The organism is Cohnella pontilimi, assembly GCF_005049045.1.
Classification (GTDB): domain Bacteria; phylum Bacillota; class Bacilli; order Paenibacillales; family Paenibacillaceae; genus Cohnella; species Cohnella pontilimi.
In genome coordinates, this window is the sequence record NZ_SUPK01000003.1 from 227,604 (window position 1) to 249,531 (window position 21,928).

General features: G+C 41.7%; 22 protein-coding genes. 1 reads left to right on the forward strand and 21 read right to left on the reverse strand.

The window, feature by feature from the left end; all coding sequences use genetic code 11:
• Positions 1-130: 130 nt before the first annotated feature.
• The 20 genes from E5161_RS07885 to E5161_RS07980 form a co-directional block, all read right to left on the reverse strand.
• Positions 131-733: a hypothetical protein gene (locus E5161_RS07885; protein WP_136777171.1), complete on the reverse strand. Its 603-nt coding sequence runs from the start codon at positions 731-733 to the stop codon at positions 131-133.
• Positions 734-943: 210 nt separating this feature from the next.
• Positions 944-1,507 carry a serine O-acetyltransferase gene (locus E5161_RS07890; protein ID WP_136777172.1) on the reverse strand — a complete coding sequence of 188 codons (564 nt, stop codon included), beginning with the start codon at positions 1,505-1,507 and terminating at the stop codon, positions 944-946.
• 139 nt (positions 1,508-1,646) lie between these two features.
• On the reverse strand, positions 1,647-2,486 hold the full coding sequence (locus E5161_RS07895; RefSeq protein ID WP_136777173.1) for a polysaccharide pyruvyl transferase family protein: 840 nt from the start codon (positions 2,484-2,486) through the stop codon (positions 1,647-1,649).
• On the reverse strand, positions 2,440-3,756 hold the full coding sequence (locus E5161_RS07900) for a lipopolysaccharide biosynthesis protein (RefSeq protein WP_136777174.1): 1,317 nt from the start codon (positions 3,754-3,756) through the stop codon (positions 2,440-2,442). Before E5161_RS07900 ends, E5161_RS07895 begins: the two co-directional genes overlap by 47 nt.
• A gap of 155 nt (positions 3,757-3,911) precedes the next feature.
• Positions 3,912-5,219: a hypothetical protein gene (locus E5161_RS07905; RefSeq protein ID WP_136777175.1), complete on the reverse strand. Its 1,308-nt coding sequence runs from the start codon at positions 5,217-5,219 to the stop codon at positions 3,912-3,914.
• Positions 5,216-6,379, reverse strand: a complete 1,164-nt coding sequence (locus tag E5161_RS07910) for a glycosyltransferase family protein (RefSeq protein ID WP_136777176.1) — start codon at positions 6,377-6,379, stop codon at positions 5,216-5,218. The genes E5161_RS07905 and E5161_RS07910 overlap by 4 nt, the downstream gene beginning before the upstream one ends.
• Positions 6,380-6,417: 38 nt before the next feature.
• On the reverse strand, positions 6,418-7,233 hold the full coding sequence (locus E5161_RS07915) for a glycosyltransferase family A protein (protein WP_169306621.1): 816 nt from the start codon (positions 7,231-7,233) through the stop codon (positions 6,418-6,420).
• A 29-nt stretch (positions 7,234-7,262) separates the two neighbouring features.
• The gene (locus tag E5161_RS07920) at positions 7,263-8,630 is read right to left on the reverse strand and encodes a UDP-glucose dehydrogenase family protein (RefSeq protein WP_136777178.1); all 1,368 of its coding nucleotides are present in this window, start codon (positions 8,628-8,630) and stop codon (positions 7,263-7,265) included.
• Positions 8,631-8,666: 36 nt separating this feature from the next.
• Positions 8,667-9,833 carry a glycosyltransferase family 2 protein gene (locus tag E5161_RS07925; RefSeq protein WP_136777179.1) on the reverse strand — a complete coding sequence of 389 codons (1,167 nt, stop codon included), beginning with the start codon at positions 9,831-9,833 and terminating at the stop codon, positions 8,667-8,669.
• 19 nt (positions 9,834-9,852) lie between these two features.
• Positions 9,853-10,962: a DegT/DnrJ/EryC1/StrS family aminotransferase gene (locus E5161_RS07930; protein WP_281279862.1), complete on the reverse strand. Its 1,110-nt coding sequence runs from the start codon at positions 10,960-10,962 to the stop codon at positions 9,853-9,855.
• Between the two features lies 1 nt (position 10,963).
• A complete protein-coding gene (locus E5161_RS07935) occupies positions 10,964-11,647 on the reverse strand; it encodes an acetyltransferase (RefSeq protein WP_169306622.1) in 684 nt (227 codons plus the stop codon).
• A gap of 17 nt (positions 11,648-11,664) precedes the next feature.
• Complete coding sequence (locus E5161_RS07940; protein WP_211246718.1) at positions 11,665-12,273, reverse strand: sugar transferase; 609 nt, start codon at positions 12,271-12,273, stop codon at positions 11,665-11,667.
• A 49-nt stretch (positions 12,274-12,322) separates the two neighbouring features.
• Entirely contained in the window at positions 12,323-13,207 is an 885-nt protein-coding gene (gene galU / locus E5161_RS07945) for a UTP--glucose-1-phosphate uridylyltransferase GalU (protein WP_136777183.1), read from the reverse strand.
• A gap of 26 nt (positions 13,208-13,233) precedes the next feature.
• A complete protein-coding gene (locus tag E5161_RS07950; protein WP_136777184.1) occupies positions 13,234-15,078 on the reverse strand; it encodes a polysaccharide biosynthesis protein in 1,845 nt (614 codons plus the stop codon).
• A gap of 96 nt (positions 15,079-15,174) precedes the next feature.
• Positions 15,175-17,520: an S-layer homology domain-containing protein gene (locus tag E5161_RS07955; protein WP_169306623.1), complete on the reverse strand. Its 2,346-nt coding sequence runs from the start codon at positions 17,518-17,520 to the stop codon at positions 15,175-15,177.
• Between the two features lie 231 nt (positions 17,521-17,751).
• On the reverse strand, positions 17,752-18,447 hold the full coding sequence (locus tag E5161_RS07960) for a CpsD/CapB family tyrosine-protein kinase (protein WP_136777186.1): 696 nt from the start codon (positions 18,445-18,447) through the stop codon (positions 17,752-17,754).
• Entirely contained in the window at positions 18,428-19,177 is a 750-nt protein-coding gene (locus E5161_RS07965) for a YveK family protein (RefSeq protein ID WP_136777187.1), read from the reverse strand. Before E5161_RS07965 ends, E5161_RS07960 begins: the two co-directional genes overlap by 20 nt.
• A gap of 9 nt (positions 19,178-19,186) precedes the next feature.
• Positions 19,187-19,966 carry a tyrosine-protein phosphatase gene (locus E5161_RS07970; RefSeq protein WP_136777188.1) on the reverse strand — a complete coding sequence of 260 codons (780 nt, stop codon included), beginning with the start codon at positions 19,964-19,966 and terminating at the stop codon, positions 19,187-19,189.
• Between the two features lie 86 nt (positions 19,967-20,052).
• Positions 20,053-20,274, reverse strand: coding sequence for a hypothetical protein (locus tag E5161_RS07975; protein ID WP_136777189.1), 222 nt, complete (start codon positions 20,272-20,274; stop codon positions 20,053-20,055).
• Between the two features lie 208 nt (positions 20,275-20,482).
• The gene (locus tag E5161_RS07980; protein WP_169306624.1) at positions 20,483-20,908 is read right to left on the reverse strand and encodes a PilZ domain-containing protein; all 426 of its coding nucleotides are present in this window, start codon (positions 20,906-20,908) and stop codon (positions 20,483-20,485) included.
• Positions 20,909-21,129: 221 nt separating this feature from the next.
• On the opposite strand from E5161_RS07980, the gene E5161_RS07985 reads away from it, so the two are divergent.
• On the forward strand, positions 21,130-21,501 hold the full coding sequence (locus E5161_RS07985) for a helix-turn-helix domain-containing protein (protein ID WP_136777191.1): 372 nt from the start codon (positions 21,130-21,132) through the stop codon (positions 21,499-21,501).
• A gap of 86 nt (positions 21,502-21,587) precedes the next feature.
• On the opposite strand, the gene E5161_RS20730 is transcribed toward E5161_RS07985, so the two are convergent.
• Positions 21,588-21,731: a hypothetical protein gene (locus E5161_RS20730; RefSeq protein ID WP_169306625.1), complete on the reverse strand. Its 144-nt coding sequence runs from the start codon at positions 21,729-21,731 to the stop codon at positions 21,588-21,590.
• Positions 21,732-21,928 lie beyond the last annotated feature (197 nt).

Consider the following 21,928-nt stretch of genomic DNA (forward strand, 5'->3'; position numbering starts at 1 on the left):
AAATTATCTATATATACCGCATAATAGGAGCTGCATGTGTAATACTAACACCAATTTTAGCACCACCTATGAAAGCTCAAAAATAAATTGAGCTTTCATAGGTTAGGTTACCGGCTAACATTATTATACTCTATTGCGTTGACTGTTCCTCTTTTACAACTTCTGAATAAGTCTTACCTCGACTTACACCGTATTTTTTAGCAATACCGGATAACTTGTCGTATTCTTTCGGTGTCAATTTCCCTAAAAGAATTTTGCGAGCCTGCCGCTTCTCCTCTACAGTTAATCCTCCGCTGGCCAATGCTTTTAATTGGTTGATTTCATGCATCGTCAAATGTGCCATGAGAATGGAGGTCACCACTGCCTTGTCGGATAAAGTGACACTCTCGCTGATCGCCTTCGCTTTACTCTTTGTTACTTGGGAGTCGTAAACGCCAGGCCTATCATCCTGTGCTGCCGCTTGTCCACCCGACTTCACTTCATTATTGTTCTGCTCTGAATTTGTACCAATAGAAATAGCAGACTGGCCTTTTTCATGGGATGTTGAGGAGGAATTCGGCGGCTTATCGGAAGCCGATACATCTGCCGTTTCCGAAAACAAACTCTCCGACATAGACTCTAACACTTTATTGGCTAAATAATTGAAAGCAGCCAATCCTGAACTTCCAATTAAAAGAAATAATATAAGCGACCACAACATAATTCTTTTCCATTTCTTGCTCTTTTTTTTCATCGCCACACCTACTCCTAGTTGGTTAAAAAAGAAATACCCGATTCATGGAATCGGGTATTGTTCTACATTATGAACCGCTGTCCATTTCTGTACATCGTATATTAATCTCCGAGGCAATTACGGATATACGCATTATCTACCACAAGACCCGACCTTAACTCAACCGTTTTCGAGAGCGCCAATGTATACCCTCCTTTTATTTCAAAGAATTCAGCCCATGTCTTCAAGTTGTATGGTTTTAATCCTTCTGTCACTTATAATTTTCGCCGGTATCCCCGCCACTGTCACATCGCTCGGAACATCCTTGTTTACTACGGCATTCGCGCTAATCCGCACGTTATCGCCAATGGTGATCCCTCCGAATATCTTCGCTCCAGGAGCGATATAAACGTTGTCTCCTATTACCGGAGTTTCTTTGTTTCCTTCCCCAATGTTTACAGCGGAGTGAATGCGGCAATTTGCTCCGATCCTTGCTTTACTGTTGACCACGATGCTGCCATAATGTGCGATGCTCAATCCCGGTCCGAACACATTAGGCGGTATGGTAAATCCGAGGTGTATGGAAAGCTCTCTGAATCTGTTCAAGAGCCAGTAAAAATATATCCGCCCTAATAAATCTTTTCTGCAATTTTGGTAGTATTCCACTTTTCGCAGCATCAGTTGAAAGTTCATTACCTGTCGAGAAAAACGGTATCGCCATTTCCACTTGTTCATGCCGTTTGCTTTTAAATCAGATTGGACATAGTGATTGTAGGATTTTTTGTCCGAGATCATTAATCCCACCATCTTTCATAATTGGCTTTACACGGTATATCATCATGTCCAACCAAAAAAGTTGCACCGTACCCGATATCCCTGCTGGTATGGTTAGTTTGAGCAGCCTTTACGCCGTGATAAAAGTTGTATCAATTGATCAAAGATACTTTGAAAAACTTGCAATTAAATCTTTTTTCTTCTGTTCAACCATCGGAACCGTGATCTTGTAATCGTCGATAATGTTATTGACCTTTGGATATCCTGGTTTATTTAGATCAAATACCTTTGAGGAAATCTTAAATGCTGAATAATAGTCATCAAACTTATACCCATCCCCCAACAGTTTATCAGTGTATACTAAACGTTTATTTGGTATGCCAAAACTGTCTGCCACTATTAGCCCATGTAAACTACTAGAAAGTATCACTTCACACTGGGACATAGTTTCCACAACGCTTAATGGGGCATCAGTTAGATCGATAAATACTGAATCTTTATAATTTTCTTGGAGTTTTTTGAATCTTAATTCATCCTTTTCTTTAAAGTGTGGTATTATTCCCACCGAATATTTTTTTCGTAAAGGCGGTTTTAGTAAATACGATGCTAGCAACCCACCGTCACCCGTTGGTATGTTCAATTCTTTATTAAGTATTTTTTCTAGTCTTAACCTTGTGAGTTCGCCCCTAACAGATGCGATATGATTTTCTTTCCTTATAGAAACATGATCTTCACTTGAATAATTGATAAATCCGGTAGACCAAATTTGTAATGGTGGCTGCATTTTACTATAGAGTGTTTGAATTAATCTCTTCGGCATAGAGGGTAATTTAGATTTTGCAGAAAAAAATAAGTTTAAACTACTTCCTATGCCCGATGTCTGACATTCAAATCTACTACAATGTATTACTTTGTAGCCCAAAACTTTTTCAATAATTAATTCATTGAGTAAATCACCCATATTGTTGATTTTCGAGTAAAACACTTTTACTTGTTTCACTAGTGTCGCCTCCTGATTTACTGGTATAGAACAAAACTATTAATATCACCATATAATTAATAAAGTATGCTATATTAATGAACTCCAAAAATGACTCGATTGGAAATTGATAAATTTTCGCAAAGTAATATATTGCAGTTGCTTCTACAATAAAAAAGCCTTGTAAAATCAACTTTAACAACTGCTTTCCAGAAATAATAAACCCATATATTAACGCTTGTGCGATAAATCTAATTGCATACATCGGTATAAGAATTTTCACAAATGTTCCACTTTTTATCCATTCATTGCCGTATAAAATCGAAAAAAATGGTTCAGCAACAAACCATAATATAACAAAACCAATTCCTGAAACGAGTGTTAACAAAAATAGTGTAATTTTAAATGATGCATAAAAATTTCCTTTGTTATTCTTTTCCAGTGTGGCGTTTCTGAAAAAAATTTTCGCAACGCTACTACTTATTAATGATAATGGTAGGCCAAGCATTGTCGTAGACACAAAAAAATATCCGGATTCTTTGATGCTATATAGGGAGTTGATAAAAAGCGGAAGAATTGAAAATGCATAGGTAGTCATAAATAATCCAGGCAATGAAAATAGAGGTTGGACCTTATACTTGACAGCGACAGCTCTCATTTCATACATACTTGAGCGGAAAATTTGCGTATAATTTGTGATGATATAATTCGCTTGTCTTCTAAGACCAAGCACGACAGAAATTAACCGCGAAATAACTAATCCCAAATAATCCATTTTTAAAACGCCAAAAAACAACATTAATGCATTGGAAATTGCAGATCGCTGCAAAGAAACAATACTCATCAATCGATACTGTCCAAAGCGATTGTTATAAGACTCAACGACATTTCCTAATCCATTTAGCAGCAATAAAGGTAATGATATGTATATCCAATAGCCAACTTCTTTAGTAGCGGATGGGTTCATTTGAATATAAATAATGAAACCGGCCATGGTAATTAAGCCCATAATCACTATAATGTAAAAGGTCAAAGCACATATTATATTCGCTTCATTATCTGTCTTTGCCGTAACAATTCCCAAATGATATTGTAGGGTTATAATAGGAGCAAGTATTGAAGCTATCGATACAATTGTTGAGACAACGCCAAAGGCTTCCGGGGAATATAATCTGGTAGCTATCGGTTGGCATACAAATGAAATAATTTGAGCTAAGAATATACCAGACGATAGAACAACTATATCCTTTAACCCGCTAAGTTTTAATGTTCTTTTTATTAAGTAAATGATATTTGTAACCCCTCATTCCAGTTGATTTAATGGGCATGGATCGAGCAATAATCCTCATATATAACCCGCAGGGTCAAATAAATGATAGAGCACACAGCATCCACTTTTACTTGGTGAAAGGTGTATGCTGTGTGCTCTCTTGACGATGATATTATTTAATATTTGGATCGTAATACCTGCACATTGTCGCTGTTGTTGTTTTCTATATTTTTATCAAAATGACCGTCACTTGCCATAGCAAGCATCCCAAAAGCAAGCCATGCATTATGAAATACGTATGATCTGAATGCAATAATAGCGATTAAGACATAGACTCCATATAAAATTATAAAATCTGAAAGAGGGGTATTCACTTTACGCCACTTTTTTAAAATTTTGAATAATGCAACGATATAAATAATTGAAAATCCCAGAAATGGGAAAAATCCATAGGCAATCCAAAAAGATAACCAGTTATGAATATAAGCTCCTTGACCCGTTACATTCATGCCACTTCCGAATTGTCCAAATAACCAAATGTTCTTCAAGTTATCAAGGTTCTCGTTTAGGATAACTTTTCTCGCTTCATAAGAACTGTCAAAAGCTGCTTCTCCACTGATGAGTTCAACAAAAATACCAGTAGCACGATTGTGTTCAAGTATTGATAATATATTAGCATCTAGTTTGATGAGTAAAATAATTGTCATAACCAGGATAAGACTCGTTAAGAACAATATAAGTTTTTTTCTGCTTAACTTTATTATAAAAAAAACAAATAACGCCCCGACAAATTCTACAAATGTTGCTCTTGAAAGAGAACTTGAAAGCAACAAAACCATAGGTATAGCAAATAAAATACGATTTCTTACTTTCCGAATTAGAGCTAAAATAAGCAGCATTGCTACTGCTACTGACTCAGTCAGCGTTATGTAGTTTATGTTTAAGGTGCCAGAGAACGTATCGTAGAATTGATAAAGTTGAAACTTACCTGTTCTTTGAAAACCATAATACGAAAACCTTATTACAATACAAATTAATAATAGAAACGCGATTGTTCCGACAGATCTAAAAAATTTTTTTTTTAAGAGTTCAAAAAAGTCGTTGATATAAAGTCCTAACATGAAAAAAAATGAAATAAAAGTTATATACCCTGTTAATGTAGATTGGTACAAAGAATCGGCTGAATAAACGAACCCCCAAGCTATTATGTCCATTATTACTATAAAAAATGTTCCCATCGCTAAAATGGTCAACTTCTTTTTGCTATTTCTAACAACTCCAAACACGCCCAAAAGAGCAAACAGTCCAAAAAAAATAAGCCAATAAACTGTAATACCTTTATAGAGGGAAAGTGTTATTCCATAAAGACGATTATTATTGCCATAATATGATGCTAAGTATCCAATTTGAGTTAGCACAAAACAAAATAATGCTATCACACCTAAAAACCATATATTCAGGCTCTTGAAAAGAAAATGTTTCATACTGCTTCTCCTATTAGATCTATTACTACTTCATTAAGTTCACCAAGCACCCTACTAAACTGTTTTTCCCATGTGAAATGTTCTGCAGCAAAGTTCCGCATTACTATAGCTACATTTTTATCAGTTCTAAGCGATTCATGAAACTTCAACAGCTTTTCCATATCAATGGGTTCCGCTGTATTTGGTAGTTTATTTGCAAAAAAGTAATTATTATCAACTAATAAGGTTTCTTCGTAGGCATAAATAAAAGGTAAGCCACGTGCACAATATTCTCTAATTTTTAATGAGGATCCAGAATTGCGGCCAAGCACGTAATAGCCCAGAGCCCCTAATCCTATGTCACAATAATTAAATACCTTGTCCAATTCTTCACCATGAAGTGTTCCATGAAACGTTACATACTCATTCAGTCTGTATTCTTCAACCAATGACTCCCATTTGCTGAGTGCATTACCTTCCCCAACTAGATGAAAGTATATACGGACCTTTGCATCTTTCTTACTATAATATTTCAGCATTCCTTCTATTACTCGATCAAATCCTTGCCAATCATACATTGTGGCAAGTCCTAATAGGTGTAACTCATTTTCTCTCTGAACGGGAGTCCTAATGTTTACAGAATCTAAATCAATTCCATTTTCTATTTGGATTGTGTTAACCCCAAATATCTTATCAAATGGCATAAATGTAGTTAAAAGTTCAACATAGCGCTTCAAAAAATGACTAAAAATTACATCAATAGCAACCTTGATTTTATTAATATCAAATAATTTCTTCTTAGATATCTTTTCTTGACGATATGGATATGTGGGAACTTCAACTACCAACCTTGCGCCACTTTTTTTAAGTTTTGCTAACATATAAATGTATAACGGATCACTATATGCGTATCTTATATAACAAAAACTTACTTTATTTTTTTCTATCCATTTTAGAATACTTCTTACTATTGTTTGTCGCGTTGAAAACATCTTAATTGTGATGTCTTCTTTTTGCTCATTATTGTATATGAATACCTTTTCACCTTCGAGGGCACAATGAAAAACGTTATATCCAAGATTTTTTAATGCTTTCGTTTGAAATTTAATTTTTTTTATTACCCCTGGATTTCCTTGTACATTCCTCATATCTACAAAGGCAATATATAAAATACTTTTCATAGTAGATCCCTCCGCTAACCACAAATTCAATTCTGCGGTTACGAGTTATGCAGATACTGGTTTCCATTTTTCGTTAGGTTTTTATACTCCCTTAGTCCACAATACATATGAGTTAATATCATTAGGAAAGAAATATTCTTAAACAGTTTATATTTTCGTATGGCAAATTGAAGAATAATTGGAATTGCCAGTTTGTTAAATAATGCTCCGAATATCGCTCCCCTGTTATGTAGGTACTTCTCATCATAACCTTTAAACCATGTCGATTCGCTATCTTCAATTTTGAGAATAGGAATTGGTATATATAGTACTTTTAATCCTTTTTTTATACATTGTTTGAGAAATATATTTTCTTCTCCAGCCTGATATCTAGCACCTGCCCCAAAAAGCGAATCAAACTTTATGCCGGTACCTTTAACCCTTTCTAATTTAAAGGATACTTCTGGAGACGTTATCTTCATTGACCTGAGCAATCCAATTTTACACTTTTTTTTCATATACTTTTTAGTTCTAACGTGACCTAAAGTTACCATTTTAAATGTAATAATATCAAAATCTGGGTGTTGTTTATGAGCATTTAAAATTGTGTTTTCATAATCTTCAAAGTATTGCACATCATCATCAGCAAATATGCATATATCTCCAGTAGCATGCTCAATTAACCTATTACGACTATTGCTCAATCCTCGTTCTTTTGATGTAATAAATAGAGTTCGTATCCCATTGTGAACTACACTTTCTATTGACTCACGTTCGGCTTGGTTCATTACTAGCGCGTCAGTAGTAAGATTCATATTATCAAGAAAATCAAGGTCACTTCTATTCATTGTTGATACCAAAACTTCAAGTTTCATATTTACCCCCATGCTACATTGATACCTCTTCAACTACTTCTCATCGTAAACTGCGATATGTCGGCGATTTCGGTAGCCCATTTTAGCGTTTGCCTTCCAATGCAGCAATATTCAACACCAGCAGCTTTCATCAGACTAATCTCGTAACAATTCCTGCCGTCAATCACGATGGCTGTCTTCATAAACTTTCGAAAATTAACTGCATCATAATTCTTCACATCATCCCACTCAGTTAAGATAAAACAAACATCAGTCCCTCTAATTGTCTCATCAATGCTTTCATAGTACTCAATGCGATTGATGCCGCTCACATCGCTTCGCTCCATCAGCCTTTTAAAATTTTCGATACCGACAGGATCAAAGGCCTTAACCCTTGCTCCTTCCTCCAATAAGATTGGAATGTTTACCAATGAAGGTGCTTCACGCAAATCATCAGTGCCGGGCTTAAATGTCAAACCAAGTATTGATACAGTCAATCCCTGGAAGGTGTCGTAGTATTTTCTTGCTTTTTTGATGAGTTTTAATTTTTGCTGTTCATTTACTTCGATAGCTGCTTTAACAGTTTTCAATTCATAATCGTTCATATTAGCAAGCCAATGAAGGGCTTTTGTATCTTTAGGGAAGCAACTTCCACCGTAGCCAATGCCGGCACTCAAAAACTTATTTCCAATTCGTGGATCAAAACCCATTCCCTTCGCTACATCCTGTACATCGGCACCGATAATCTCACAAAGGTTTGCTATCTCATTTATATAGGAAATCTTAAGAGCCAAAAAGTCATTCGAAGCATATTTCACCATCTCCGCACTTCTTCTATCTGTTACTAAAATTGGTGCATCGAACTCCTCAAAAATTGTGCGTATAACTTTTTCTGCAATTTCGTTTTGTACGCCGATGATAATTCGGCTGGGATTTAGTGTATCGGTCACCGCTGTACCCTGTGCCAAAAATTCAGGGTTTGAAGCTACATCGATTCTCACATCATGTCTCTTATTTTCATCAATAATCTTCTCTACCTTGTCTGAAGTGCCGATAGGAACAGTAGATTTTACTAAAACAACACATTCATTTTCCGCTGACTCCGCTATTTCCTTAGCCACGTTGTATACATATGTGAGGTTTGCTGATCCATCCTTTTTTTCGGGTGTTCCAACAGCGATTATAATAAGATTCGCGCTCTTATACGCATTCCGATAGTCTGTGGTATACGTTAGTCTCTCATCATTGCATACCATCATTTCTTGTAAATATCGTTCGTAAATTGGCGAAGCGCCTGCTTTAAGCATATTTATTTTATTCTCATCAACATCTACACATGTTACCTCATGGCCTTTTTCCGCCATACATACGGCCGTTACCAGTCCGACATAGCCTGTTCCCGCTACAGCTATTTTCATAGCGTTGCACCCCCACATACTAATTTATTCGCTAGTCTATCTCGTACTCTGTGCCTTCTCCCAGAACGGCGTTGTCTTTCCTAAGAAAATCTTATATATACCGACCCACTGTGCTGCTACTGTCACACAATAATAAAAAAATAAAACAAACGCTTTAATTTTTGTTTTAGCTATTACTTGAATGATAGCTAAAACGTAAAATGCTAATTGTCCAATAAATGCCATCGTATAAAACCACGATTGCTGTACTATGCATGCATTTGCGATAAAAACTGAAAGGTGTGAAATCCACAAAAGATACCTGCAGGTCCTATGTCCAAAATAAAAATATGAAAACCAGTTAAATTTAAAGAAATTGAAAATCCTAATATTAGGAAAAATATGTTTGAGAATAACACGATTCATACGCACTTTACGTCCAAATTCATCTTCGATGTTTTCTCCAGCTTTTTCATAAGCAATAGCATCATGATTGCATATCGCTCTCTTGCCCTGTAATGCGAAAAATAGCGGCATTGCACTGTCATGACATTGAATGGGATCAAAATCATAATAATCGTTTGTTCTACAAGCGTAGATAGCTCCGTTGCCCGCTGTTATCGTCTGTATTCTTCCTTCGAGTTCGCGGATTGCTAGGTCACTTTGCCAGTATCTCCCTTCGGAGCTACTGACATCGCTAGCATCCTGATTTACAATTGACAGCTTCCCAGTGACATATGCAATTTCTATAGAAGTGAATGCTGCCAGCAATTCTTTTACTGCTTTTTTATCCATCAGTGAATTGGCATCCGTCATAACCAAATACTCAGTTGTAACCGTCTTTTGTGCTTCATTCTGAGCGTTCGTTTTGCCTTTGCGTTCTTTCACTTCAAAAAGTCTTATTTTTTTGTTCTTATGTTCTTCAATAAACTGTCTTACAACCTCATTTGTTCTGTCAGTACTATTGTCGGACGAAACCAAGATTTCCATTTTCTCTTGCGGATAATCAAGCTGCAATAAATTGTTTAACTTTTCAAGAATCACTTTTTCTTCATTATGAGCAACAACCATTATCGTGACAGTTGGTTGGTGTGAATAATCTTTTATCAGTTGTCTTGTCTTATAAAATTTACCAATCAGTTTAAGGGAAATTGGATATCCTATCATAGCCCAAAAGATAATAAAGCAACTTATATAGAAAACAGTTATTATTAATGGTTCCATGTTCGCCTTCTCAGCTCTCTTATATCAAGTTATGATCCAAGGGTTTTCGTAAATCGGTGCAAGATTTTATCGTGTTTGTAACTTTTTCTTGTTGTGCTGTAGTCATTGCAACACCTGAAGGCAAACAGATTCCTTTAAGAAATAATTCTACGGATACATCTTGTTTATGGGAAAAATACTTACATCCTCGAAATACCGGCTGTATATGCATGGGTTTCCAAATCGGTCTGGATTCTATATCCTGTTGTTCCAGTGCCCTAATGAGTGTCTCAGGTATGAGATCAATATCTTCTCGGATTTTTATTACGGTCAACCAATAATTAGGCTCTCCATTCCTGGATATAGGCATCATGGTGATAGGTAGATCTCGTAGATATTGCGAATAGCTTTCATATATTGATTTCTTGGCGTGTATACGATCTTCTAACGAAACCAATTGACCTCTGCCTATACCAGCGCAAATGTTTGACAATCGATAATTGTAACCAATTTCCGTATGCTCATAATGTCTTACTTTTTCTCTGGATTGTGTGGACCAGAATTTCATTTTCTGAATTGCATTCTCATCGTTTGAAACAGCCATCCCACCACCTGATGTAGTAATAATTTTGTTTCCATTGAAAGAAAGGATGCCAATATCACCAAATGTTCCACATTTTTTGCCTTTATAGGTTGCCCCCAAAGCTTCAGCGGCATCTTCAATGACTGGAACGTCATATTTTCTACATATAGGAAGTAATTCATCATAATCAGCACTTTGACCATATAAATCTACGATAATAACAGCTTTAGGCATTTTATTTTCTTTCTTTGCCCATACGAATGCCTTTTCCAATGCAATCGGAGACATATTCCATGTGTCAGGTTCTGAATCAATAAATACAGGTATCGCATTTTGATAGATTATCGGATAACAACTCCCGGCAAACGTGAGAGAGGAACAAAATACATAGTCCCCTGTACCAACTCCCAAATACTTCAAGGCCAAATGTATTGCCGCGGTTCCAGACGTCAGAGCTAGTCCATAATTTACACCAACATAGTTAGAGATCTCTTGTTCAAATGCGTCTACATTTTGGCCTAGCGGGGCAACCCAATTGGTATCAAACGCTTCTTGAACAAATTTCATTTCATATCCGCTCATATAGGGCGGAGAGAGATATATTCTCGTGCTCAATATGATCACCTCCAAACCTTTTTTTTATTATGGCTGGTATTCCTGCTACCATTACGTCGTCAGGTACATCCTTGATTACGATTGATCCCGCCGCGACGATTACATTCTTTCCAACTTTCCGATTATTCCCTATACATGAGTTCATGCATAACCATGAACACCGTCCAATGCTAGCAGTACCGCCTACGTGAGAGCCAGGAGAGATATGTACTCCCTCCTGGACATAACAGTCATGATCTACACTTGAGCAGGTATTTATTATGCAACCTCTCTCGATTGTGGCATCTGTATTTACAACTGCCCCTGCCATGACAATACTCCCTGCAGCAATTTTACTTCGTTTACTTACTGAACTATGAGGATGAATAATAGACGGAACATTGAATCCAGCATGCTGCAAAACAATTATAAGTTTAAGCCTCAAATCATTATTTCCGATCGCTACAAAAGCTCCATCAAAATCATTAAGGAAACGTGGAAATAAATTAAATTGACCCAGAACAGGAAAGCCTGATACTTCTTCCAAATCCTCTTTATCATCGAGAAATGCGATTCTGTCCCAAATGCCAGTCATTAAAGCAGCATCGGCTACTGTTCTACCATGTCCTCCTGCGCCTAAAATAAGTAAACCAGACATTTTCCGAACCACCATTTTCAGTTGTAATTTATCGTTTCGGACTTCCCAGTAAAAACAGGCATAGTGTTTGCTTCGGAATTGTTAATTCCCTTTCTGGTAATAACATTCCACAAAGTAAGGAATAATATTTTTAAATCCAAGCCTAAACTGACATGATCCACGTACCAAACATCGAGTTTAAACTTTTCATCCCAACTTATATTGTTGCGACCATTTACCTGTGCCCACCCTGAAATGCCAGGGGTTACCTCATGGCGACGCATCTGTTCCGGCGTGTAAAGATGAATATACCGAGTCAATAATGGTCTTGGTCCGATAAAGCTCATTTCTCCACGAAGTATGTTATACAGCTGGGGAACTTCATCAATGCTAGTTTTTCGAAGAAAAGAACCTACTTTCGTCATTCTTTCCATGTCGGAAAGTGTGTGTCCATCCCTACTGGTTTCTACTTGCAAAGTACGAAATTTATAAATTGTAAATGTTTTGCACAACTTCCCCGTTCTCTGCTGTCTGAATAATATTGGACCTTTTGAACTACACTTGATTGCCACTCCAGCTATGAGCATGATAGGAAAAGAGATAATTAGCAGCATGGTAGAAAAAATAAAATCAAAAGTTCTTTTTATGTTTTGATATTTAATCACAACATTCCACCCGTGTATTGAAATATTTGTATCACCTTATACCTTCTAAATTTTGCTCCATGACTTCTGAAAAATACCTTAAAAGCTCCTGTCTTAATTCTGCCCGTTGTAAGGCAAATTCGATTGTAGTTTTAATGAAACCCAGTTTTTCGCCAACGTCATATCTAATGCCGTCAAAATTATAAGCATAAATAGCCTCACTTTGATTCAATTCAGCAATTGCATCAGTTAATTGTATTTCTCCACCGGCACCTGGTTTTTGATTTTCTAGTATTTCAAAAATTTTAGGACTCAATATATAGCGTCCCATAATTGCAATATTTGTCGGGGCTTCATTTTTGTTAGGCTTTTCCACTAAACTATGCACACTAAAGAGGCGGTTGTTGAATTCCATTCCATCCACAATTCCATATCTAGAAATTTGATCCTCAGCGACTCTCTGCACACCTATAATTGAAGACTTGTACCGATCATATTGATCAATTAGCTGCTTTAAGCAAGGCACGTCAGCTCTTACAATGTCATCTCCAAGCAATACTGCAAAAGGCTCATTACCAATAAAGTTTCGAGCGCACCAAACTGCATGACCGAGTCCTCTGGCTTCCTTTTGACGAATGTAATGAATATCAACGAGTCGAGAAGACTTCTGAACTTCATTCAGCAAATCGATTTTCCCTTTTTCAATTAGGTTTTGTTCAAGTTCAAAAGAATGGTCAAAATGATCTTCAATTGCCCTTTTACCTTTGCCAGTCACGATGATTATATCCTCAATCCCCGATTCCACTGCTTCTTCCACAATGTATTGAATCGTAGGTTTATCGACAATGGGCAGCATCTCTTTCGGCATCGCTTTTGTAGCGGGAAGAAATCTCGTACCGAGACCCGCTGCTGGAATAATTGCCTTTCGCACTTTCATTTATCTTATTCCTCCACTCGCAAGCATTAAGGAACCCCGACCAACCCATAACCGACTCTCCGATGCTCCGAAGGCACCATCTCGTCCAATATTCCCAGCACCGACTGATGCTCCTTAAACAGCAGCGTCTCCAACCGGCGAAACTCCAGCTCCAGCTCGAAACGATTGATCTCGTTCAGCTTTCCGATAAATATGCGGTCATGCTGAGTCGCCGCGACTTCTTCCTCAATGAACAGCAGCTCCTCGAACAGCTTTTCCCCTTGGCGAATGCCGGTGAATTCGATTGGAATATCGACGTGCGGTTCGAAGCCGGAGAGACGAATTAGATTCTCGGCAAGGTCAAGGATCCGGACAGGTTTACCCATATCGAGAACAAAGATTTCTCCACCATTCGAGATGGCGCCGGCTTGAATGACCAGCTGTACGGCCTCGGGAATGGTCATGAAATACCGGACCATATCGGGATGTGTAACTGTGATGGGACCACCTCTTGAAATCTGATCCTTGAACATTGGAATTACACTTCCGCGGCTGCCCAGCACATTGCCGAAACGGACCGCGGCATATTTTGTGTTGCTTAGACCGTTCAAGCTTTGTATGTACATCTCGGCGATTCGCTTAGTGGTCCCCATGACGCTGGAAGGGTTAACGGCTTTGTCGGTGGAGATCAGAACGAATCGATCCGAGCCGAATTTGCGCGCACAATCCGCCACGTTGCGGGTACCGAAGACGTTGTTCTTGACGGCTTCAGACGGGTTTCGCTCCATGAGAGGAACATGCTTGTGAGCGGCGGCATGGAACACAACATGCGGCCGATACTCCTTGAACACTTCCTCCATGCGGCTCAAATGTTGGATGTCGGCAATGATAGGTTCCAACTGCATCTCAGGATATTTACGTCGAAGTTCCATTTCGATGCTGTAAATGCTATTTTCGCCATGACCGAGAAGCAACAGCTTCTTGGGTGAGAAGGTTGCAATTTGGCGGCTCAACTCGGATCCGATGGAACCACCGGCGCCGGTCACCAAGACCACTTTGTCGAGCAAATACTCGGAGATTCCCTGCATATCCATCTGAATCGAATCGCGGCCGAGCAAATCTGCTACGTCCACATCCCGGATTGTCTGAACTGTGATCTTGCCGTCTATGAGGTCGATAATTCCTGGAATCATTCGGATTTTGACGCCTGTCGGTATACAAAGATTGATCAATTCTGAGAGGACTTTGCGTGGAGCCGATGGAATCGCGATAATAATTTCCTTGATATCGTGCATATCGACCAACTCTGAGATTTGCGAACGATCTCCTAACACGGGACAACCATGTATTTGAAGTCCTTGTTTGGTAAGATCGTCGTCAATAAAGCCGATAAGCTTTCGATCCAGGAGATTCGGACCCGATATTTCCTTGGCAATCAAGGCGCCGCAGTTTCCTGCCCCGAAGATGAGCGCGTTCGTTTTTTGATTGCCGCTCTTACTCGAATAACTGCGAAATGCCCTCCATGCAAAGCGAATTCCGCCCATTAGCAGCAGCATCATTTCCGTAGTGGCCAACGCGACAGAGAAGGGGATCCGTCTCTCCATCACAATAGAACTGATCAGATAGGAGGCACCACCGCCGATCATGACAGCTTTACCAATGGCGACAATTTCTCCAACGCTCGCGTACCTCCAGAGTCTGCGATACATCCCGAAGGCATTCATACTAACTCCGCAGATGACAATCGAAATCAAGCCGTATATCAACATTTGCGTCGTATAAGACGGCGGGATCTCCGCATCGAACCTGAGTATGTAAGACGTTGCAATACTCAATGAGACAATGGCCATATCGATGACAAACAGCAGCAACATCTTATACTTCATACTCATATACGATCCCACTCCATATCCATAACGATTTCAATTGAATTCAAAAAAGCAAATCCTCCTCTTGGCTAAGAGGAGGATTTGCTGCAAGGCTAATGACTATTTCTTGAAGTTCAAAATTTTATACAGTACCACTGCAGCTTGAGCGCGAGTCGCTTTGCCGTTCGGGTCAAACTTGCCGGCATAACCTACAACGAGTCCTTTGCTGGCTGCGAGAGCGACTGAAGCTTTCAAAGTAGAATTGATCTTGGAAGCATCAGAGAATACTTTAAGCACCGCGTTCATATCCGTGACATCGTTTTTCAAATTCTGTGTGACTTCAAGTGCGTGAACAATCATGGCGGTCATTTCGGCACGGGTAATAGAAGCTTGCGGAACGAATTGATCCGCGGACCGGCCATGAACAATTCCGAGTTTCACAGCAGCTGCGACGTAAGGAGCAAACCAATCGGTGTCGTTGACATCGGTAAAGTTCTCTGTCGCGGAGCCATCTTCCAAATCCAGTGCACTGATTAACATTTTGACGAATTCAGCACGCGTCACGTTGTCATTCGGTGCGAATACTCCTTCGGATTTGCCGACAATTGCGCCTTTCGCAGCCAGTACCTGGATCGAACGGCCTGCCCAAGCTTGTACGCTGGCAGTATCTTTGAAAGTGACTTTATTCTCTACAACGACATAGGGAGACAGCGTGTCGCGGGATTCCACCATCTCATTGCCTTCCAGGTGCCCGCCTACGAATACGAGCTTGCCATCCACGATTTTCGCTGTAGTAAGCAGTTCCTTATCCACGCCAGCCGGTGTTTGAACTGGAATACGAATCTGGATCGGTTGTTTGAAATTCGTGACCGCTTGCCCACCCACCGACAAGTTGAAATCGATGATGTCGGACACTTTCGTTTTATCGGTAATTGGCGAAGTAGTAACCTTCCGCAAGGAGATCGTTGTATCGGCGGAGAGCTGGCTGATCGGGATTATCATCGACGCCCCATTAACAACGACAGTAACACTTGCGAAACCGGCATTTTGAGCCTCAACCAAAATGTCTTTAGTAATGGTAACTTCTCCGGCTGAAGATGAAGTTTGGCCCAAATCAAGCTTCAGTGGAAGGGATATGCCAGCAGGATTCGCGCCCATGTCTTTCAACTTGGCTTTCAGTTGATCAGCAGCTTTCTTCAGTTCGGCAATGAGTCTCTTGGCCGAATCCTGATTCGGCTGTGCTACGGCTTTGTCTCCCTCGATTCTGAGAGACTTCGAAAGATCCAATTCCGCTTTATTCAACGCCTGCTGAACGATTTTTAACGCTTCTTCCAGAAGTCTGGCTCTTTCAGTATCGGAAGCTCCAACAAGCTTTTTGGCGATCTCCTCGAGAGCTTTCATCGTCTCTCCGAAGTCTGGCAATACCATTTGATCTATGACAGGTGGTGGTGAATAGGTCGATGCCGGTACGCGATAAGTCAACGTGACTTGCTGGGAATAAACAGATTGATTATTAAAGTTGGCTTTTAATGTCACGGTTGCGGTCCCTTCACCGCTAAACACCAGTTGGCCATTATCTATGGTGATTAAATTATTGGGCGATACTGTCCACGATAAGATCGGAGATCCGATTCTCAAACCGCTGAAGGTTAGGAACGGTGTGCGAACGCGAACATCGCCCGTCGGATCAAACTCCAATTTTGCTTCGAGACTGACTGCGGCAATCAGCAGGGATTTCAAACCGTCTTTATATCCCGGCATCTTACCAACTATACTGTCTACGATGTTATTTACACGTTTGTTAGTGATCGCAAGATTGTTGTACGCTTTAGCGAATTTTGTGGAATCTGCGGTCAAAACTCGATTCAACGAATCCTTGAGCAATTGTTTGTATTCGGCATCCTTCAGTAAGACGGTGAGATCTATATGACTTTTCAAATCAGCTTCTATCGCATTGGCGAACTCAACAAAGTCCTCAAATTGGACGTCTTGTACACCGCCTAATTTTCCGAATTCATTGACGGCTTTTACGTACATAGACTGCTTAAGAATATCCACATTGTTGTCCATTGCCAGGCTCAAACCAATTCCCAATCTGAACAGTCCGTCAAATGTGTCGCGGTCTAGCAAGTGGGTGTACTCGTTTTCATGACCGGCTGGCACTTGAGATTTTACATAGTTGTACAATTCGGTTACTGCCGCATCGGATGTGAAGTTAACGGCGGTGAGTTGGGATCGGGCCAAATCCACTTGTGTTATGTAACCCAATTCTTCCGCTTTCTCATACAGATCACGCAGTTTTTGTTGGAATGCTGCTGTCGTAGATGGTAATGTTGCCGCATAAGCCACACTCGAAAATCCCATCGCTTCCGCGAGACCCTTGTTGCTCAGAGGAATGCCTGCAAAAGTCCCCGCGACCAAACTGGCCGCCAGGGTGGAGACTGCCAACTTCCTTCTCAACTTCATTATGTACCGCACCTCAATCCTCATAATTTATCTTCAGCCCCAAAAGCCTGAACTTCAGCTCCCTGATCGACACCAGAGAGATGAAGGTCAACCTTTTCGATAACAGGGCATCAAACCCATCCTCACGTCACACCCTCGACGATGAACGTCTAAGGTTCGCAAACCCACAGCGTGACCGAGTGCCTCCAGTGATATAGGTGCAGGAGGCATTACCTGTGACGTTGTCACCATTCACTGAGTTTCTTCCGTACCGTAGTAACCGTAGTAATAACCATCTACTGTTTTGCGGTTGATGTTATTCAGAACCACGCCAAGAATGCGGGCTTCCACTCGCTCCAAGGCGCCTTTGGCCTTAAGGATCATTTCCCGTTTGATTTTGCCGGCATCGGCCATCAACAGCACACCGTCTGTAAGCCGCGAAACGATCAGGGGATCCGTGACGGCGAGGACCGGCGGCGTGTCGAGCACGATCAGGTCGTACTGCTGCTTGAGCTCGAGAATCAGAGTCTCCATGCGCTTGGAGCCGAGAAGCTCGGACGGATTCGGCGGAATCGGCCCGGAGGTGATGAGGCTTAGTCCTTCCACCGTTGTTTCGCGGGTGGCCTTCGACCATTCGCACTGATTGGTTAGCACCGTCGTCAGACCGACTCGATTGGATTGCTGGAAAATGTGATGCTGGGTCGGCTTGCGCAGATCGGCGTCGATCAGCAGCACTTTCTTTTCCGCTTGCGCATAAGTCACGGCCAGATTGGCACTCGTCGTGCTCTTGCCTTCTCCGACCCGGGAGGATGTGACCATCAAAATCCCGATCGGATCGTCGACATTCGAGTATTCGATATTGGTGCGAAGAACTTTATAGGCTTCCGAAATCGGAGACCTCGGATTCCATTCGGTAATAAGCGGCCACTTACGCGTCGAGCGTGCCATATGCTTCACTCCTTCTCAGTTTGACCGACGCGGCTTTACCGTGCGCCTTCAGATCCTGCTCATTCATTTTCGGAATCATCGACAAGGTGGGCAGATCGAGAAACTCGCGAACCTCTTGCTCCGTTTTCAACGTGTCGTCCAAATACTCGAGGAGAAAAATGATCCCCATGCCCAGCATCAGAGCCAATACGAAACTGATCGCCAAGTTCAACTTCAGATTCGGAGAGACCGGTGCCGGTGCGGCCTTCGTGTCGGCTTCATTCAGAATGGACACGTTATCGACCTTCATTAAGGTCGGGATTTCTTTCTGGAAAACGTGCGATACGGCATTGGTGATTTTGGCGGCTCTGGCATATGATTCATCCCGCGCGACGACGGTCATCACCTGCGTATCGTTGACGGAATTGACGCTGATCTTCTGGATGAGGTCGTCCGATGTCAGCTTCAGATCGGGGTAAGTGGAGATCACTTTGTTCATGATGCGGGGTGTCTTGATCACTTCTTTGTAAGTCTTGATGAGCTGGATATTGGAGTTGATCGTGCCGAGATCGATCTTGCCGAGATCCGCTGCGGAATCCGACTTGTTGACGATAAGCTTCGTCGACGCTTCATAAACCGGTTGAATCGCAAAATACGTATAGAAACCGGTGGTGAGACAGCTGATGAACACCAACAGAGCGGGCAGCCACCAACGTTTACGGATAATTTTCCAGTATTGAATAAGCTCCAATGCAATCCCTCACAAACTCTGCTTTTTTTTGAAGCCGAAAATCGATTTTCGATGATTCACAACAGGTTCCCACGGGTATATCCTCTCTGACACGCTTAGAGCCATGGCGTTTTCTTGAAAATGGCGCGCATAGGCTTCTCCGAATTGACTGCCGATGAAGCGGAACGCTTGCGGCAATTCCTCCAGTCTCTGCCCGGCCAGATGGGCATCGGAGGCAATGAAATGCGTCAAGCGCTGCTCGCACATGGCCAGCGCCGCTTTGTGCACCCGTCTGCCGAAGTGCCCCGTCAGCGAAGCCGCCGTCACTTGACTTAAAGCACCTCTCCGGATGAGTTCTAAAAGAAGGTCCGGCTTTCTCAAAATGGCGGGATTTCTTTCGGGATGCGCGATAATCGGAATAAGTCCGAGCAAGTCCAATTCGTAAAATGTCTCCTCCCATTCCTCCCATGTCCACACGGACGGCAGTTCCAGCAGAAAATAGGAGCTATTGTTCAGAAGCGCCACTTGAGCGTTAAGCAAATCCTCGATCAAATACCGGTGCAGCCTGACTTCTTGTCCAATCCGAACGTCGAGAGGGATACTTGCTTGAGATAGCTCGCGGTTGAATCGATTTACGGCTTCCCGAACCGTATCCGCCTCGTTAGTGAAATGTCCGTCCGCATGGTGAGGTGTGGCGTACATCGTCCGAATTCCCAGCTGGACTGCGGTCCTTGCCATATGGAGCGACGCTTCAAGCGAGCTTGGACCATCATCGGCTTCAGGCAGGATGTGACAATGAATATCGATCATGGCATCCTCACCAAGTTCTTTTTGGATACTTGTAGTAACATTTCGTATCTATATTGCCAAAGTTTAGGATACATATTGTATCTTTGTCAATACATTTTCACGTTTTCGAAATGATTCGAGATGGCGGCGTGATGGATGCCGGACTGATCGGTTACGTCCGGGTGCGGGTGGGTCTTCTCCTTGGCGCAGCTGACACAGATCCCCATTCGATATTCGATCCGGTAATACCCGGTCCGAAACAACGTCGATGCACGCTCCAGTTCCACCAAAGCCCCGCATTGCAGGCAATAAAATGATTCGAGGTTCACCCTCTCCCACCTCTCATTTTGTATACTCCATTTTTATATACTATATGTATCCTATTTCAATGTTATTGTTACAGTTTGTAACTATACTATTAAACTAGTATACCCTCGTCGATTTGTCAACGGACTTGCCGAAATTTCGAAGAAAAATGAAAGCCCGCCCCGGACTTGAACCGGCGGCGGGCGGCCCTTCTCCTAATGGTGTTGCCGGTCACTCTTCAAGGCTGAATCTGCCGTAGGCTTGATGCATGCGGGCGAGTTCCGGAGAACTCTTGATGATCCGACTGTTCAGCACTCTGGTGATCATCATTCGCATGAGCGGATTGACGTCCATTTCGACACCGTATTCCCGCCATTGTGGATCCGCGGTGCTATGACGAATCACGCCTCTCACTTCCAGACGAACCCCTTGCAGCATGAATTGTAATCCGACTAGCCATTCCACATCGTCAGCGAAACGCAACGGAGTCGCGAATCGCAAGCCTCCCGGACTGAGATCCAAAATGAGCGCTTTGGCCGCCCGGGAGTGAATCGGGTAATGACGAATGCCGAGCACACGAAGCTCTGCGGTTACGCCTTCGTACAGCGTAAGTCGAATGTGCCGGCGGCGGGAGCCGCCTTGCATGGGGATGGCCATAATGGCAACCTCCGCAATTCTACATAACGTATCTTGTGAATTTGGCATCAGATGATACACACTGTAAAGTAGAGAAGCTGATTAATACAGTCGAAAAATGGTTAAAGTAAGAAGAGCTAAATAAATAGCTCTGATTTTTTGCTTTTTTAGATACATAGTGTATAATAGATTCCGTCGGATTTTGGAAGATTTTGCGACATATCGTCTCTGGAGGGAAATTGATGAATATCGGCAGTCGCATCTCGCATTTACGGGACCAACGCGGTTGGACACAAGAGCAGTTGGCTTCTTCCCTCGGCATCTCCCGAGCAGCATTATCTCATTATGAGAAAAATCGGAGAGAACCGGACTCGGAGACGCTCACCAAGTTGGCCGATTTGTTCAAGGTAACGATCGATTATTTGGTCGGACGTACCGAAAACCCCCACATGGTGCTGGATTCGGATGTCAGTCAGTTTGTCGACAAGCTTGAGCTGTCCGATGATGAAATCTTGGCGAAATTCTCCCTTACGATCGACGGACGGGAGTTGACACCTGAGGAAGCCCGCCGTTTCATTGCGTTCGTCCGTGCGGAGCGGTCGATGGAAGCGTAATATTCGGCAGTCCCGCACAAATGAACAACTCGCGTTCCGATCCGCCGGATCATGACACGCGAGTTATCGGGGTCAAGGGAATAAGGTCAGTTGGGTGTGGAACGGTGCGCCGTGCTCCATTCGCCTGGCCAGCGTTTCGGGTCAATGCCCAGTTGAACGAGAATTTTTCGGATATCGATTTTCACTCGGTCGTGATCTTCAGGTGTCTTCACTCGCAGATCATGTTCCATCCGTGCCTCCAAATCCTCTCTCTCGTAATTGTCGCTTAATATTCCCCTTACAACCTTCTAATATATTGTAAAAGTTGCTGCTTGCGGAGACTGTCGAGCGATGGGTCTTAAACATATGTTTTTTCAAGGAAGTTTTGTCGAAGAGCAGGGTGTTTCCCACAAAGTGTACATAAAAAACCGGACGAGAGACCCAGATA